The following is a 16,341-nucleotide window of genomic DNA, read 5'->3' as shown; positions in this document are numbered from 1 at the left end:
TGGCAGTGGCCATTGGCCGCGATCGATTCGGCGGAATTTCCCGTCCCCCGATCGCGGCCGGCGGCCGCCCCTCGGGGAGAGATCCCGTCAAACCGAGAAGTGAGGCCGCACGCGCAGTATGGAAGTCTATTACACCTTTTGTTTTCTCGCGGCGGTGTCCGTGTTTCTCGGCTTCCTCAATCAGTATGTACTGCGCGCCCAGGCCACCATCGCCATCACCGCCGGCGCCCTGGCACTGTCGCTGCTGGTCACCGGGCTGGGCAAGATCGGGATACTCGACCTGCGCGACTGGGCCGACCAGTTGCTGCCGCTGATGAACCTGGAGGACCTGCTGCTGAAGGGCGTATTGGGCTTCCTGCTGTTCGCCGGCAGCCTGCATATCGACTTGCTGGCGCTGCGCAACCAGAAGCTGGAGATCGGGCTGCTGGCGGTTGTCGGCACGCTGATCTCCACCTTCGTCGTCGGCGCCTTGCTCTACTGGTTTCTGCAGTTTATCGGCATGCCGGTCAGCTTCGTCTACTGCCTGCTGTTCGGCGCGCTGATTTCCCCCACCGACCCCATCGCCGTGCTGGCGATCATCAAGAGCCTGAAGGCACCGGAACAGGTGTCGATCCAGGTGGAGGGCGAGTCCCTGTTCAACGACGGTTTCGGCATCGTCGTATTCACGGTGATCTACGCGCTGGCCTTCGAGGGCGGCGAGCCGACACTGCCGGCGGTGGTCGAGTTGTTCGCCGTGGAAGCGCTGGGCGGCGTGGCACTGGGGTTGGCTATCGGCGGCCTGTTCCACTGGCTGATCTGTTCCACCGACGACCACAGCCTGGAGCTGCTGCTGACACTGGTGATCCCCACCGCCGGTTTTGCGCTGGCCAATATCATCGGCGTCTCTGGCGCCCTGGCGATGGTGGTGAGCGGCATCATCATCGGCAACTTCACCCGCGAGCGGGGCTTCTCCCGCGTCAGCCAGCACGAGCTGGACAACTTCTGGAGTATCACCGAGGATTTCCTCAACGGCCTGCTGTTCCTGCTGGTGGGGCTGTTCCTGATCACCATCGACTTCCGCAACTTCGACTACCTGCTGATCGCAGCCGGCATCGTAATCGTGCTGCTGGCGCGGGTGGTGGCGGTGGGCGTGCCCTTCACCCTGCTCAAGCGGCGCCGCAAATACCACCCCTACACGGAACGCATCCTGATCTGGGGCGGGTTGCGCGGCGGCCTGGCGCTGGCGCTGGCGATGTCGATCCCCGCCGGCCACGCAATGATCCAGGGGCAGGACCTGCGCCACCTGTGGGTGGTAATGACCTACGGCGTGGTACTCTTCTCGATCGTGGTGCAGGGCTCCACCATCGCACCGCTGATCCGCCGCTCGCGCGATATCGCCGAACCCGAAGGGGTTGTCGAGACGGCCCGCTAGACCCAATACCAACGACAAAAAACGACATGGAAGAATCCGGTTTCCTGCTGCAGGCCGTCACCTACCTGGCCGCGGCCGCCATCGCCGTTCCCATCGCCACGCGCCTGGGGCTCGGCTCCGTACTCGGCTACCTGCTCGCCGGTGTGGCCATCGGCCCCTACGCGCTCGGCTTCGTGGGCGATACCAGCGAAGAGATGCACGTGGCCGAGTTCGGTGTGGCGCTGATGCTGTTCCTGATCGGCCTGGAAATGCAGCCGAAAAAGCTGTGGCAGATGCGCGGCGCCATTCTCGGTACCGGCAGCGGCCAGCTGGTGGCCACCGCGCTGGCGGTGGCGGGGCTGGCGATGCTGCTGTTCGACCACGCCTGGCGCGCGGCGCTGGCCGTCGGCCTGATTCTGGCCCTGTCCTCCACCGCCATCGTGCTGCAGTCACTGACGGAAAAGGGACTGCTGAAAACCGAGGGCGGCCGCGGCGCCTTCTCGGTGCTGCTGTTCCAGGACATCGCCGTGATCCCGATACTGGCACTGCTGCCGCTGCTGGCCGGCACGGCGCCGGATTCGCACCAGGAGGGCCTCAGCGGCTGGTACTACGGTGCCGCCGTGATCGGCACCATGCTCGCCTTCGGTATTGCCGGCCGCTACCTGCTGGGCCCACTGCTGCGGCTGGTGGCCGGCAGCCAGCTGCGGGAGATGTTCACCGTCTCCGCGTTGCTGATCGTGCTGGCGGCGGCTGCGGTCATGAGCTGGCTGGACCTGTCGCCGGCACTGGGCACCTTCCTCGCCGGGGTGATCCTGGCGGAGAGCGAGTACCGCCATGAGCTGGAAGCGGATATCGAACCCTTCAAGGGCCTGCTACTGGGGCTGTTCTTCATCGCCGTGGGCGCCAGCCTGAATTTCAACCTGATCGCCCAGTATCCGCTGTTGCTGCTGGGACTGGTGGTGCTGCTGGTACTGGTCAAATTCGCGGTCCTGTTCGCCCTGGCGAAGGTGGTCGGTATCTCCCGCGGCGAGGACTGGCTGTTTGCACTGTCGCTGGCGCAGGCGGGGGAATTCGGCTTCGTGCTGGTGTCCTTCGCCGCCAATCACCGGGTCTTCGACAGCACCACCGGCAACCTGCTGCTGGCGCTGATCGCGCTGTCGATGGCACTGACACCGATACTGCTATTGTTCTACGAGCAGTTTATCCTGCCGCGCTATATGCGCGGCGATACCGGCGAGGCGCGCGAGGAGGAGCCGCCGGTGGATTCCGGCTCGCCGGTGATCATCGTCGGCTACGGCCGCTTCGGCCAGATTGCCGGCCGCCTGCTGAACGCCTGCGGCTTCGAGACCACGCTGCTGGAGCGCAACGCCGAGCAGCTGGACCTGGTGCGCCGCTACGGCATCCAGGCCTATTACGGCGACGCCTCGCGCGAGGACCTGCTGCGCGCCGCCGGCGCCCGCAACGCGCGCCTGGTGATCCTGACCCTGAGCGACCAGGCCGCGTCGCTGGAGATAGTGACGCAGATCCAGAAACACTTTCCGCACCTGACCATCCTGGCGCGGGCGCGCAATCGCATGCACCAGTACGCGCTGATGGAAGCGGGCGTGAAGCATATCTTCCGCGAGACGGTGGACTCGGCACTGGAAATCGGTGAAAAGGCCCTGGAGCTGCTGGGCCTGAGCAAGCTGCAGGCGCGCCGCGCAGCGCGCAAGTTCAAGCAGCACGACCGGCGCATGCTGGAAAAGCTGTTCCCCTACTGGCGCGACGAATCCCAGCATATCGCCAAGACCCGCATCTACCGCGAGCAGCTGCTGCAGGCGCTGCGCGAGGACCGGCGCGACCGGGACCTGCACCTGGATCACCACTGGGACCAGAACTCCAAGCCCGGGATGTGAGTCACTCCCGCGAGCGCAGGCTGGCCTCCGCCAGGTCCACTTCCAGCACCAGCTTGCGGTGCAGCTCGTCGTCGATACGGTGCTCGAAACGCAGTTCGAACAGCCGCACCCGCTCCGCTGCCAGCGCCTCCATCCGGTAGTAGCGCTCGGTGCGCGCCATGGCCTGGATGCGGTCGTCGCCAGCGCCGTCGCCACTGGACAGGCGGCGCCGGTAGCGGTCGAGCAGGTAGTCCAGCGCCTCCCGATGCAATATCGTGTCCCCGTCCCCGCTATCGATCTCTTCGCCAAGGGCTTCCAGCCGCGCAATCGCCGCTTCCACCGCGGCCGCGCGCGCACCCAGCTCATCGCCGGTTTCATCCAGGTACGGCGTGGCCGGCAGTCGCCGCACCAGTGCCGGCAGGGTGAAACTGGCCAGCAGCAGCGACAGCAGTATCACCCCCATGGCGATCACCACGGCCAGCTCGCGCGCCGGAAACGGCGAGCCGTCCGGCATCAGCAACGGCAGCGACAGTACCCCGGCCAGGGTGATGGCACCGCGCACCCCGGCAACGGAGACCACGCTGACCAGCAGCAGGCGCCCGCGACTGTCCAGCGCGCGGTTGAGCCGCCGGGAAAAGAACAGCGGCACCCACACCCAGAAAAAGCGCAGCACCAGCAGTGCCGCGGTTATCGCCGCCACGTAGATCAACAGTGTGCCGCCGCCGGCGACCTCACTGTGGCGCACCTCGCCCAGTTCACCGGTGCCGATATTCACCAGCTGCTCACCCAGCAAGACGAAGATGATGCCGTTCATCACCGCCTGCACCGTGTTCCAGACCGCGCGCCGCTCCATCCGGGTGCTGGACAGCTCGGCGCCGTGCAGATTGACGTAGTGGGTGGCGATGCCCGCCGTTGCCGCGGCCAGGATACCGGAGCCGCCCAGGTGCTCCGCCGCCAGGTAGGCGGCAAAGGGTACCAGCAGGCTCACCAGTATCTGCACGCCGGTATCCTCGCCGCCGAAACGCGCCAGCCAGCGCAGTGCATAGCCGCACAGGAAGGCGACACCGGCGCCGATGGCGACCCCGGCCAGCGCGACCCAGAAAAATCCCAGCGCCGTCTGCGCCAGGGAGAAGCTGCCGGTAACGGCCGCCGCCACCGCAAAGCGGAAGAAATCCAGCCCCGAGGCATCGTTCAGCAGCGCCTCGCCCTCGAGGACATGCTCCAACCGCGCCGGCATCGGCGCGTCGCCGCGCACCGCGGACACTGCCACCGGGTCCGTTGGCGCCAGTATCGCCGCCACTGCGAAGCACACCGCCATCGGCATCGACGGCACCAGCCAGCTGATGAAAAAACCCATGCCGACGACGGTGAAGACCACCAGCCCCACGGCCAGGGTCAGGATCGGTTTCAGGTCGCGGAAGAATGCGCCCTTGGGAATGCGCCAGCCATCGAGGAACAGCAGTGGCGGGATGAACAGCAGGAAAAAGATCTCCGGATCCAGTGGAATCCGCACATCGAGCGCCGCGGCGAGGAAAGCGCCCACGGCGATCTGCACGATCGGCAGCGGCAGGCGCAGCGGCGCCACCCGGGCGAGAACCGCGCTGACCGCCACCGCCAGCAACAGCACCAGGGCGAGGACAACGTAGTGCATCGCAGCATCCCCTTCAGGGCGCAGCCCTGTCGGGCGCGTCCGGACCGCGCCGGCCGCCGAACTGCTGGCGCAGGTAGTCCACCAGTGCCGCCAGCTGCTCCCCGCTCAACTGGCGCGCGAATCCCGGCATCAGGATGGCACCCTGTCCGATATCCCGCCTGACACCGTGCAGTATTGCCTGGCGCAGGTTGTGATCGCTGTGGGCACCGACGGTGGAGTTGTGCACCAGCGAAGGGTAATAGCCATCCTCGCTGCCGGTGCCGTCGGCACCGTGGCAGCTGGCACAGAGGCCCAGGTAGAGCCGCGCGCCGTCCACATCCTCACCGATGTCACTGGCCAGGGGTTTGCCGCGCAGTGCAATCACACTCTGCGATGGCTGCCCCTGTCGCTGGCGCGGCCCGCCCCCGTCGCTGCGCACCGCCGGAATCGCGCGCAGGTAGGTGGCGATCGCATGAATATCCTCGTCGCGCAGCCTGGCCAGGCTGTTTTCCACCGCCTCGGCCATGGGACCACCGGCCTGGGCCAGGCGGTTTACATGGCCGCTTTTGAGGAACTGTATTAGTTGCGCTTCGGTCCACAGGCCGATGCCACTGTCGTCGTCCGGGGTAATGTTGTAGGCCTGCCAGCCCGCCAGCACCGGCCCGCCGGCCAGGTAGTGGTTTCCCTGCTCACTCAGGGACTTCTCCTGGAAACCGATGCCCCGCGGTGTGTGGCAGGTGCCGCAGTGGGCCAGTCCCTGCACCAGGTAGGCGCCGCGATTCCACGCTTCCCCGCGATCCGGATCCACTTCGTAGGGGCCGGATTCCAGGTAGAGCGTATTCCAGGCCTTCAGCGGCCAGCGGGCGCTGAGCAACCAGGGGATATCGTTGTTGCGGTTGGGCTCGGCCTGCGGCTCGACACCGTGCATGAAGTAGGCGTAGAGGGCGCGGATATCCCGATCGGTGATCCTGGCATAGGAGATGTAGGGCATGGCCGGATAGAGGTTGCGGCCACCTTTGCTGACACCGCGGCGCAGGGCGCCCTCGAACTCCCGCAGGCTCCAGTCGCCGATGCCGTGCTCGGCATCCGGTGTGATATTGCTGGAATAGATAGTGCCGAGCATCGGCATTTCCATCGGGTAGCCGCCGGCGAAGGGCCTGTCGCTGTCCGATGTGTGGCAGGCGGCGCAATCGCCGGCGATGGCCAGGTAGCGGCCGCGGTCGATCAGCTCGGCATCGTCGAATTCGTCGGTTTGCGCCACGGCCGATGTGAGAAACAGCAAGAGAACAAGCGCGGGGGCACCGATACCTCCGTAGGAGACCGCCTTCAGGCGAACGGCAGTTGGTGACGATTCGCCTGCGGGCAGGCTCCTACAGCTCGGCTCCCGGAAGATCGACATTCACACCTCCCCCTCGAGCAGATCCGCCAGCCGCAGTGCCAGCGCGGCGATGGTCAGGGTCACATTGACGGTGCCCACCGTGGGCATCACCGAACTGCCGGCGATAAACAGGTTGGGGTGGTCGAAACTGCGGCAGTCGGCATCCACCACCGAGTCCTCGGCGCGACTGCCCATGATGGTGGAACCGGTGATGTGGTTGTTGGGGGCGAAGTGATCGTCGAACACCACCTGTTCACCGCCCAGGACCCGCGCAATTTCGGCGTAGAGCTGGCGGGTGTGGGCGGCGCTGCGCTTGACGTAGTCGTCGATGCGGTAGGTGATTTCCGGCTGTGGGATGCCGAGCGCATCCCGCTGGTCGCGGCTCGGCCTTATGCGGTTTTCCGGCAGCGGCAGTATCTCGTGGAAGCTGGTGAAGGTGACCGAGCGCGCGGCGCGATCGCGCAGCTGCTCGCGCAGGGCGAGCACATCGGTGCCGACCCTGTCGGGATCGGCGAACAGCTTGTCGGCCTCGCCGTCGACGGTGGAGATATTCCACAGGTTCAGCTTCTTGCCGGCGTAGTGACGGCGAAAATCGCCGTCGCGGTAGCCCACCAGCGATGTCATCTCCTGGGGGCCACGGCCGGGCCATAGGCGCTCGTCACCGTAGAAATGCACGCCGGTACCCGGGTGGTCCATCAGGTTGCGGCCCACCATGCCGGAGCGGTTGCCGACGCCATCGGGGTGATCGCCACCGGTGGACATCAGCATCAACTTGGGTGTTTCGATGCCGTTCGCGGCCAGTACAAAACACTTCGCCCGCACTTCGTGCTCGTTGCCATCGGGATCCAGGTAGTGGGCAGCGGCGATCCGGTCGCCCTCGGTCTGCAGCCGGTGCACCACTGCGTTCTCGACCAGCTCGGCGCCGTTCTGCTCCGCCTTGTCCACATGGAAGATGCCGTTGTACATGGCGCCGATCGGGCAGATGGGCATGCAGTTGTTGTTGCCACAGCAGGTGGGGCGGCCGTCGTAGGGCCGGCTGTTGCGCGCCGCAGGTTCGGTCACCACCTTCCAGAGGGGATTGTGGCCGTTCAGGCGCCGCTTCACCTGCGCATCGTTCCAGGACAGCGGCAGCGGGCGCATGGGATAAGGCTGCGCGCGCGGCGACCCCAGGTCCTCGTCGTCCGGCCCCCAGACCCCCAGTGCCAGCTCCGCGCGCTGGTACCAGGGCTCCAGTTGGTCGTAATCGATCGGCCAGTCGCGGCCCACGCCGTAGAGGCTGGCGACCCTGAAATCGTTGGGCAGAAAGCGCCAGCAGTTGGCCGCCCAGTGCCAGGTGGTGCCGCCCACGGCGCGGATGTACTGGGAGTCGAACTTGTGCTCGCCCTTGAAGATCAGGTAGTTGTTGGCGGCCGCGCCATACTCCGGGTGTGGCGCCCAGGCCGTCGAGCGGTAGGCCCGCATGAAATCGGTCTTGTCCACCTGGTTGCGGAAACGCTCGACGGTCTTCCAGCGCGGCACCCGCGGGCCCGCTTCCAGCAGGACGACCCGCTTGCCCGCCGCTGCCAGTTGGTTGGCCACCAGCGCGCCGGCCACGCCCGACCCCACCACCACCAGGTCCGCTTCCCTGCGCGCCATCTCAGTGACCTCCTTCCGGTGGCTCGCCCCAGAAACCCGGCCGCGCGCGGCAGTAGGTGCGCACCGGCATCACGTCGGCCACGACCCGGTACTTGAGGGCCTTTTCATAGGTCACCAACTGGTCGCCCACCACGCCGCGGAACCAGGCGGCGATCGCCGGGCCCGCCAGTGCGGATGCCGCCAGTTCCGCGCCGTTTTGCGCCGCCGCGACCCGGCGGCTGAAACCCTGGTCGCCGTTGTTCAACGCCACCAGCAGGCGCGCACCCACGCGCTTGTCCAGCGGCAGCTGCAACGGCGCCAGCAGGCTGTCCGACAACTGCATGAATTTGTTCAGGCGGGTGGCGGCGGCCGCGGGCGGCACCAGGGCCGGGGACAACAGGGCACCGATGCCGAGGAAGAGCTGGGTGCGCAGGAAACGCCGACGGGAAATCGGGTGCAACTGGAGACTCGCTGTAAATCGTGGGTTTACAGCGAGTATAGGCAGAGCCGCCTGTGCCCGGCCGGGCCACAGCCGGGGCAGGAGCGCTAAAGCTGCGCCGGGGACGCTATTCGAACATGTCCGGCTGCTCGGCCGTGATCACATCGTAGAGGGGCTGGAAACTGAACAGGCCCGCCAATTCGGTACCCACCACGGCGCGAGTGCGGATGGCCACTTCCGGCTCGATCAGCCTGGGCTCGCCGGCCGCCTCCGCCAGCAGTTGCGCCTGGCAGCTGCGCTCCATGGTGATATACCACCAGGCGGCTTCATCCACAGACTTACCCACAGTCAGCAGGCCGTGGTTCTGCAGGATCAGTGCCTTCTTCTGCCCCAATGCCCGCGCCAGAGCCTCGCCTTCGCCCATTTCCAGCACCACGCCGGAGAAGGTATCGAGCAGGCCGTGGTCGCCGAAGAAGGCACAGGCATCCTGGGTGATCGGGTCCAGCAGGCGGCCCAGTGAGGACCAGGCCTTGCCGTGCAGCGAATGGGCGTGGGCGGCGGCCACCACTTCCGGGCGCAGCTTGTGGATATGGCTGTGGATAGTAAAGGCGGCACCGTTCAGGTAGCCGTCGCCATCCACAACCTCGCCCTTGTGGTCCACGAGCAGCAGATCCGACATTCTGATCCGTTTGAAGGACACCCCCATCGGGTTGACCCAGAAGTGATCCTCCAGCTCCGGGTCGCGCACGGTGATATGGCCGGCGACGCCTTCGTCGAAACCGAATTTGCCGAACAGGCGGAAGGCGGCTGTCAGTTTTTTCTTGCGCTCCTCGCGCACCTGCTCCGGGGGCTGGGCGCTGTCACCCATCAGCACGCTGACGTCGCCGTTCATTACCGCGGCGCTGGTATCCGCTGCTTCTATTCGCGTTTTTTCTGCAGTGGTCATCCTCCGGCCCTCTCATCGTGTCATCGTTGTTAAGCCGAACGACCGTTATAGCACGCTGCCAGTCGCGCGGGCGAGGGCGGGCGCCAACTTTGGCAACGGCCGCAGACAGCGGCGCCGGCGCGGCTGGCGGCAACCACTGACTTACCGGTCCCCCTGGCCGGCGCCCGAACCCTTGCGTGTGATCGGCGCGATCGTACCGAAATGGTCACCCGCCCGAAAAAAACCGGCACGGCAACAACCGCAGGCCCGTTGTAAAAATTGCCAGCCACGCAGCGGACAATCACTGCAACCGCCGTTGCTTTTACCCGCGAAAAATAGTTCCAGGCAACGGACAAAAATTTTATTTTCTTGATGGTCATCAAGGTTTGATCAATTTTCCAGAACTCAGAAATATGGCGGCAGTCAGAAAGACCAGCACAGCGAAAAATATACAGAAGGAGGTTAACGCACCCGTTTTTTTGTTTGTAATCAGAGGAGAGCAGAAATGAGAAACGTTATTTCACTGACTTTCGCCTCGGGTATTTCACTGATCGCCGCAGGTTCCGCCCAGGCGTACGCCGAGAACGAAAACGGCCTCTATCTCGGCGCATCCTACGGCTATATGAAAGCCAGGGATGCGGAAGAATTTGAAGACGACAATGATATCGGCCGGCTTGTCATCGGCAACCAGTTCAACCGCTATTTCGCCATCGAGGGCGCCTATATCGATTTCGGTGAATACGGTGGGCGATTCGCCAGTGCCGATACGGACGGCTACAGCCTGGGGGCAAACTTTACCCTGCCGCTGAGCGAAACCTTCGGCCTGTATGCGCGCGGCGGCCAGCTGTGGTGGAACAGCGATTACGACGTGGCCGGTTTCGGTGGCGATGCGGACGGCAGCGAACTGTTTTACGGCGCCGGCGCCAAAATGGCGCTGTCAAAGAATGTCGACATGCGCCTCGAATACACCCGCTATAACGTCAACTTCGATACCGACGAGCTGGGCGCCGCCGCGGAAATTGACGAACTGGATACTGACCTCGACTACGCAAACGTTACCCTGCAGTACAATTTCTGAGTAACAGGGCCCGGCCATTCGTATGGCCGGGTTTTTCCGCGTTGCGGGATAAAATCTAGAAGTTCGCCTCCAGGCGCAGAGTGGCGAGGCGCGGTGCACCGAGGACCATCGAGGAAGAGCCGGTATTGGCGGCCGATACATATTCCTCGTCCAACAGGTTGGTGACCGTCAGGTAGGCCCCGAGATTTTTCCACTCATAACCGGTGCGCAGGTTCACCAGCCAGCGGGCATCGTTTTCCGGGTCGAAATAGGGGCTGTCCGGCGCAAAACCGCGGCCGTATGGATTGGCAAGCGCCAGTGACTCGGCCTGGTAGTTGGCGTTGGCATTGAACAAAAAGCCACTGTCGCCGCGATAGGTAACCCCCAGGTTGGCGGTGTGCTCCGGGGCACCGCCGAAATCCCGTCCGGACAGGTCGAAGGTGCCGGACGGCAGCACCACCACGAATTCGTCGAACTCGGTATCGGAGTAACCGAAGCCGGCATTGCCGCTCCAGTGCTCGTTCGCCTGGTAGAACAGCTCGACCTCCAGCCCCCGCACGGTGGACCGGCCGGAGTTGACGGTTTCGTTGTCGAAGGTGTTGCCGGACAGCTGGACGTTCACCTGCTGGTCTTCCCAGTCGAGGTAGAACAGGTTGGCGTTGGCCGCCAGGCGCCCGCCCATCCACAGGGAGCGGAAAGACAGCTCGTAGTTCCAGGTGTATTCCGGGTCGTACACGTAGGTGTAGTTCTGCGCGATATTGCTGCCCACGCCGCCGGAGCGGTAGCCCTTCTGCGCGATCAGGCTGGTGGACATATCGTCGCTCCAGTGCCAGGTCGCGCCCAGTTTCGGCAGCACCGCACTGAAATCGTCTTCCACCAGCGGTTCGGTGCCGGAGGCATCCGCGGCCATGGCGAAAAAGGCGCCGTTGATGCCGGTAATGAGCTGCTGTAGCGCCGGGTCGAGTGCATAGTCCGCCGGGTTCGGCATGGCATCGTCATTGGCAATGGCAATCTGCGTATCCGCCTCGTTGGCCTGGGATTCGCGGTCGTAGCGCAGCCCCGCCAACAGGTCGAGGCGGCTGTTTACGGAATAGGTGAGGTCCGCAAATATGGCCTGGGATTCCACCTGCTGCAGGGTCAGGCCGTAGGTATCCAGGATGACCGGTTCGAGCCCCGCGTACAGCGGCAGCACCGAGTCAACCACCGTTTCGGGCAGCCCAAAACCGTAGATCAGGGTTTCGCGCAGGCCCAGTTCTGCCTGGGTCATACTGCGGTTGCCGGAATAGACGTCTTCCACGTCAAGATCCGAGTAGTAGGCGCCGATCACACCGCTCAGGTTTTCGTAATCGAAGTTGAACAGGAATTCCTGGCTGAACGTTTTATCCTCGCGATCGTCCACCAGGGTCTGGGCCGGCTCCGGGCCGACATCGCCATCCCATTCGTAGCCGTAGTAGACGTCGCTATAGGCGCTGGTGGAGGTGAAATCCCAATGCTCCCCCAGCTCATAGCCGAGCTTCAGGACCGCCATATCGCTTTCGGTGAACTCGTGGGTGGGGTCGTTGAAGGTGGTCTCGCGGTTTTCGAACGGATCGCCGGCACCGGGATTGATCCATTTCACCCCGTTGTCGGTTTCGCTGCTGGTCAGGGTCAGCAGCGCGCGCAGCCCGGGCAGGGCCGCCGGCTCCGCCAGCACTTTCAACCGCAGGGTCTGGTCGCGCTCGAAATCGCTGTTTTCGCCGCGAGTGATATTGCGGTTGAAGCCGTCGAAGTCCCTGTCTTCCGCGGCGATGCGGAATGCCAGCTGGTCTTCGATGATGGCACCACCAAAAGCCATCGCCTTCTCTTCGCGGCCCTCTTCACCGGCGCCGAGGCGCCCCCTGAAAGTCCAGTCGTAAGTGGGGTCGACGGTGTTCATAACGATGGCGCCGGCCAGCGCATTGCGACCCTGCAGCGTGGACTGGGGCCCGCGCAGTACTTCCACCTGTTGCACATCCCAGGTGGAAAAGCCGCCTTCCTGGATGGCGCGGTAGGGCAGTACCGCGCCGTCCGAGTAGACGCTGGTCAGGTAGCTGTTGCCACCACCGGACACCGTGAACGCATTGATGCCGCGGATACTGAAATCGGAACCCAGGGCGCCGGCCACATTCGGCGTACGCTCCAGTACGTCGTACAGGCCGTTGATATTCTCTTCCACGATATTTTCGGCCGTTACCACCTTCACGCTGGCCGCAGTGTCCTGCAGCGAGCGCTCGGTCTTCTGACCCACAACCATCACTTCTTCCAGGCTCCGTTGGCCCGTTGTTTCCTCGGCAATGGCCGCCAGGGCGAAGGAAGAGGACATACCGAACGCGATGGCCCGGCGCAGGGGGTTGGCTGTGAAACGGCGGGATACGCGGGCTGCGATATACCTGGTTGACATGGTCGGCTCCGTGCGGCGTTGGTTCAGGATAGATTGACTGGCACCCTTGTCATTCGAATGACTTTCCGAACTTTTGTTTGTTTTGAGCGCTTTTTGTCCGCTGTTCGTGAATTTTCAGGCGCCCACTGGGTTATTGAAGGCGGCAGTGATATTATTTGGAAATCTTAATGATAACAATTCTTAACTTGTATTTTCTTGCAGAATCGTACCCGCAATGAATGACCAACTGCTGAAACTGCTGGCCGCGACACTGGTATTCGGCGGCTGCCTGCTCGCCTACCTGGCTTCGCCCCGCCAGCGCCTGCTGTCCAGGCCCGTTGCACACAAACCCGCCTGGACGCTGTTTGCGGCCAGCCAGGTGCTGGCGGGCGCAATGCTGGCCACAATCTACCCGCCCGTGTCTGCGATATTGCTGCTGCTGACGCTGGTGATGTGCTTGTGGCTCGCCCTGGTACTGGCCTCGGCACACCTGGCCGGGCGACCACTGCTGGTGGGCTCGATGGGCCTGGTTCTCTTTTCCCTGATCATGGTGAGCGGATAAATGTGGCCTAAAACAATCGCGGGGTTTTTCCTCGGACTGCTCGTGTCCACCAGCCTGGTACTGAACCTGAAGCTGCTGCCGGTCGATGTGGACACGCGCCTGCTCGCGGGCCTGCTGCTGGCTTTCGTATTGTGGGGAGCGGTGATGACCTACTGCTACTACGCCAACTCCATCGGGCGGGCCAGCCTCAACTGCACAAAGTTGCTGGCGGTTTCCGCGGCCCTGAACGCCATCGTGCTGTTTACCAACACCTGAAGACCCGGAATCGGGAAACCAATGCGGGATGTCCCATCAATGAGTGAAAAAAATGCCGGTATCAAAAACCTGATCGAGGCTCACAGCTGGCTCGGTGTCATCATTTCCGTGGCCCTCTTTATTGTTTTCTGGGCCGGCGCCATCGTGCTGTTTCACCACGAAATCCAGGCCTGGGCGCAAGCGCCGCACTTCGCCGTAGACCGCGATGCCGAAGACATGCCCATCGAGGAGATAGTGGCGAAAAAGCTCGGGGAGCATCGGCTCGACAACGAGGAACACCTGACGATCGTACTGGCCGACGATCACCACCCCTACCACCAGTTCTATATCGACCTGCTGCCGGAAGAGGGTTACGAGGGCCCGGAGCAGGTGGCCAGGCTGCTGGTACACCCGAAAACCGGCGAGACACTGGCGAGCCTGGACGATTTCTACCTGGCGGATTTCCTGCTCAAATTGCACTACGACCTGCGCCTGCCCGGCGGTATGTACCTGGTGGGCGTGGTCACACTGATCTTCCTGGTACTTATTTTTTCCGGGGTCTACATCCACGCGCGCAAGCTGATCAGCAACTTCTTCCTCTACCGGGAGAAAAGCAGACGCAACAAGCTGCTGGACATGCACAACGTCATCGGCGTGATGAGCCTGCCATTCGGCCTCATGTACGCGGTGACCGGGGTCATCTTCAATATTTCCATCATCTACCAGATCGCGTTTGCACTGTTTCTGTACCAGGGCGACCAGAACGCCATGCTGGAGGACGCCGGCTATACGATGATCACCGAGAAGCCGGCCGGCGAGGCGCTGGATATGCAGCCCGCCTTTGATTACGCGCGCTCCCTGGAGCGGCAGACCGGCGCGGCCGTCACCATGCTGCGCTTCTACAACTACGGCGACAGGAACGCCGTGATGCAGACTTACGCCGCCGATGAAACCCGCTTCGCCCAGACCAATGAACAGTACTACCAGGTGCGCGATGGCAACCTGCTCAGCCGGCGCGACAGCGAACACCCCAATGCCGTACGCAGTGGCCTGGACGTGATTGCCGGACTGCATTTCGGCAATTTTGCCGGCATCGACCTGCGGATACTCTACCTGCTGCTGGGCCTGGCGGTGGCGGCAATGATCCTGGTGGGCAACCTGCTGTGGCTGGACAAGCGCGCGCTGCAAAAAAACGTCGGCCCGCGCGGTATCGGCCTGGTGGCCAACCTGACCCTGGGTGGCTGCGGCGGCGTGGTGTTGGCCACGGCGGCGGCCTTCCTGGCCGAGCGGCTGATGCCATTGGGATTGGAGGGACGCGGCGACTGGCTGGCGCGGATCTTTGCCGCCGGGCTACTGCTGTCGGCTATCGGCGCCTTTGTGGTGGCAAACAAACGCCTGTTCCTGCGTATCCTGCTGTGGATAACGTCGGCGCTGCTGGCTGTGACCGTTATCGCGGACTGGGCGCTGTTTGCCGGCGACTGGGGGGGATACGGGTCGGTGGTACTCGGCGTTCAACTGGCACTGTTGATCGCGGCAGGGGTCGGCCTGTGGATAGCGCGCTTGCTCGGGCGCACCCCGCCGCTGGCAACGGATGTCCAGGCGGACGAGCCGCTGCCGTTGGCCGGCAGTTGAAACATCGACAGCCGGCGGGAGCCGGTTCCATCAGCCCGCCTCACCCAACGCGGCCAATCGTTGCCTGAGGGCGGCATTTTCCGCCTCCAGCTCTACCAGGCGGGCCTGCAGGGTCTCCAGCTCGGAGGCGGGGATCTCCACCTTGCGGGCGGCCTCGCCAATGGCCGCAGAAGAACCGCCGGAAAACAGGTGGGTATAGCGGGACTCCCGCCTGCCCGCCTCCCGCGGCAACATGGCCACCAGCGGGCCTTTCGCGTGCTCCTCCAGGCTTTTCAGCGCCGCCTCGACCTCGTCGATTTTCTTGAAGGCGTGCATCCGGCTCGCGCGCGAGCGCAGTTCCCCCGGTGTCTGTGGCCCGCGCAGCATCAGCTCGCAAAGTACTGCCTGCTCCCCCGGGTCCAGTTGCAGATCGCTGAACTCGGTATTGCAGAAACGGTGCTGGTACTTCTCCACGCGACCGGATCGATCGTCCACCATCACCACGCCGGCGTCGATCAACTGGCGCAGCAGATCGATCACCGCCCGCTCTGACAGCTGCAGCACCGGGTTGCGGTTGCTCTTCTGGTTGCAGGCCACCATCACCGCGTTGGCACTGAGCGGGTAGTGGTCCGGGGTGGTAATGGATTTTTCGATCAGGACGCCGATTGCGCGGATTTCATTGGGGGTATAGTCCTGCTTCATTGCCTCTTCCCTGGATTTACGAACGGCGGATTGGCCGGGCGCCGCTACAGTCTAACCCACTAGCGGGCAGCCTTGGCATCTAACGGCGGCCGTTGACCAGGGATCATTGAGTCAGTCGCCCGCCTCCAGTTCATCCAGCACCTCCAGCGCCACCGCCGATGCGGACAGGGCCCGCGGGAAGCCGGCATAGGCGGCGGCATGCAGGATGATCTCCAAGACCTGCTCCCGATCCAGGCCACAGCGATACCCGAGTTCGACATGGGCCCGCATCGCCAGATCTCCTCCCAGGGCAGTGATCACCGACAGCGCGACAATCTCCCGTTCGCGGCTGTCGAGCTGGGGCCGGGGGTGCAGACTGCCATAGATGAATTCCACAACCAGGCGCTGCAGGTCCGGGTTGGCCGGTATCGCCCGATCCATTTTTTCATCCAGGTCCGGCACCACTTCGCTGAGAAATTCCAAACCGCGCCGGAAAGCGGCATCGCTGGCAGCGGCGCGGTCGACGACATCCTGATCTGAGCTCATGG

At 63.9% G+C, this 16,341-nt stretch carries 14 protein-coding genes; 6 read left to right on the top strand and 8 right to left on the bottom strand.

Annotated elements, in window-relative coordinates; genetic code table 11:
- The first annotated feature begins 118 nt into the window (after positions 1–118).
- Positions 119–1,411, top strand: coding sequence for a cation:proton antiporter (locus tag MWN76_RS11875; protein WP_250461639.1), 1,293 nt, complete (start codon positions 119–121; stop codon positions 1,409–1,411).
- A 26-nt stretch (positions 1,412–1,437) separates the two neighbouring features.
- On the top strand, positions 1,438–3,285 hold the full coding sequence (locus tag MWN76_RS11870) for a monovalent cation:proton antiporter-2 (CPA2) family protein (RefSeq protein ID WP_250461638.1): 1,848 nt from the start codon (positions 1,438–1,440) through the stop codon (positions 3,283–3,285).
- A 1-nt stretch (position 3,286) separates the two neighbouring features.
- On the opposite strand, the gene MWN76_RS11865 is transcribed toward MWN76_RS11870, so the two are convergent.
- The 5 genes from MWN76_RS11865 to MWN76_RS11845 form a co-directional block, all read right to left on the bottom strand.
- Entirely contained in the window at positions 3,287–4,915 is a 1,629-nt protein-coding gene (locus MWN76_RS11865) for a Na+/H+ antiporter (RefSeq protein ID WP_250461637.1), read from the bottom strand.
- A gap of 13 nt (positions 4,916–4,928) precedes the next feature.
- Positions 4,929–6,293: a cytochrome c gene (locus MWN76_RS11860; RefSeq protein WP_250461636.1), complete on the bottom strand. Its 1,365-nt coding sequence runs from the start codon at positions 6,291–6,293 to the stop codon at positions 4,929–4,931.
- Positions 6,294–7,907 carry a GMC family oxidoreductase gene (locus MWN76_RS11855; protein ID WP_250461635.1) on the bottom strand — a complete coding sequence of 538 codons (1,614 nt, stop codon included), beginning with the start codon at positions 7,905–7,907 and terminating at the stop codon, positions 6,294–6,296.
- A gap of 1 nt (position 7,908) precedes the next feature.
- Positions 7,909–8,346, bottom strand: coding sequence for a sorbitol dehydrogenase family protein (locus tag MWN76_RS11850; protein WP_250461634.1), 438 nt, complete (start codon positions 8,344–8,346; stop codon positions 7,909–7,911).
- 106 nt (positions 8,347–8,452) lie between these two features.
- Positions 8,453–9,271, bottom strand: a complete 819-nt coding sequence (locus MWN76_RS11845; protein ID WP_284500423.1) for a class II aldolase/adducin family protein — start codon at positions 9,269–9,271, stop codon at positions 8,453–8,455.
- Positions 9,272–9,755: 484 nt separating this feature from the next.
- On the opposite strand from MWN76_RS11845, the gene MWN76_RS11840 reads away from it, so the two are divergent.
- Positions 9,756–10,328, top strand: a complete 573-nt coding sequence (locus tag MWN76_RS11840) for a porin family protein (protein WP_250461633.1) — start codon at positions 9,756–9,758, stop codon at positions 10,326–10,328.
- A 55-nt stretch (positions 10,329–10,383) separates the two neighbouring features.
- Here MWN76_RS11840 and MWN76_RS11835 read toward each other — a convergent pair whose 3' ends face one another.
- Positions 10,384–12,726, bottom strand: a complete 2,343-nt coding sequence (locus tag MWN76_RS11835; RefSeq protein ID WP_250461632.1) for a TonB-dependent receptor — start codon at positions 12,724–12,726, stop codon at positions 10,384–10,386.
- Between the two features lie 214 nt (positions 12,727–12,940).
- Here MWN76_RS11835 and MWN76_RS11830 point away from each other — a divergent pair, with 214 nt between their 5' ends.
- The 3 genes from MWN76_RS11830 to MWN76_RS11820 are packed head-to-tail and all read left to right on the top strand — an operon-like array spanning position 12,941 to position 15,133.
- A complete protein-coding gene (locus tag MWN76_RS11830; protein ID WP_250461631.1) occupies positions 12,941–13,267 on the top strand; it encodes a hypothetical protein in 327 nt (108 codons plus the stop codon).
- The gene (locus tag MWN76_RS11825) at positions 13,268–13,522 is read left to right on the top strand and encodes a hypothetical protein (protein ID WP_250461630.1); all 255 of its coding nucleotides are present in this window, start codon (positions 13,268–13,270) and stop codon (positions 13,520–13,522) included.
- 39 nt (positions 13,523–13,561) lie between these two features.
- The gene (locus tag MWN76_RS11820) at positions 13,562–15,133 is read left to right on the top strand and encodes a PepSY-associated TM helix domain-containing protein (RefSeq protein WP_250461629.1); all 1,572 of its coding nucleotides are present in this window, start codon (positions 13,562–13,564) and stop codon (positions 15,131–15,133) included.
- Positions 15,134–15,163: 30 nt separating this feature from the next.
- Here the strand turns inward: MWN76_RS11820 and MWN76_RS11815 are convergent, their stop codons facing one another.
- Both MWN76_RS11815 and MWN76_RS11810 read right to left on the bottom strand, forming a co-directional pair.
- Positions 15,164–15,814: a YceH family protein gene (locus tag MWN76_RS11815; RefSeq protein WP_250461628.1), complete on the bottom strand. Its 651-nt coding sequence runs from the start codon at positions 15,812–15,814 to the stop codon at positions 15,164–15,166.
- Positions 15,815–15,925: 111 nt separating this feature from the next.
- Positions 15,926–16,339 (bottom strand): carboxymuconolactone decarboxylase family protein, encoded by a 414-nt coding sequence (locus tag MWN76_RS11810; protein ID WP_250461627.1) that lies wholly within the window; start codon positions 16,337–16,339, stop codon positions 15,926–15,928.
- Positions 16,340–16,341 lie beyond the last annotated feature (2 nt).

It is taken from the genome of Microbulbifer litoralis (assembly GCF_023634065.1).
Classification (GTDB): domain Bacteria; phylum Pseudomonadota; class Gammaproteobacteria; order Pseudomonadales; family Cellvibrionaceae; genus Microbulbifer; species Microbulbifer litoralis.
The sequence above is the reverse complement of the archived record's forward strand: the minus strand, read 5'-3'. Positions and strand labels throughout refer to the sequence as shown.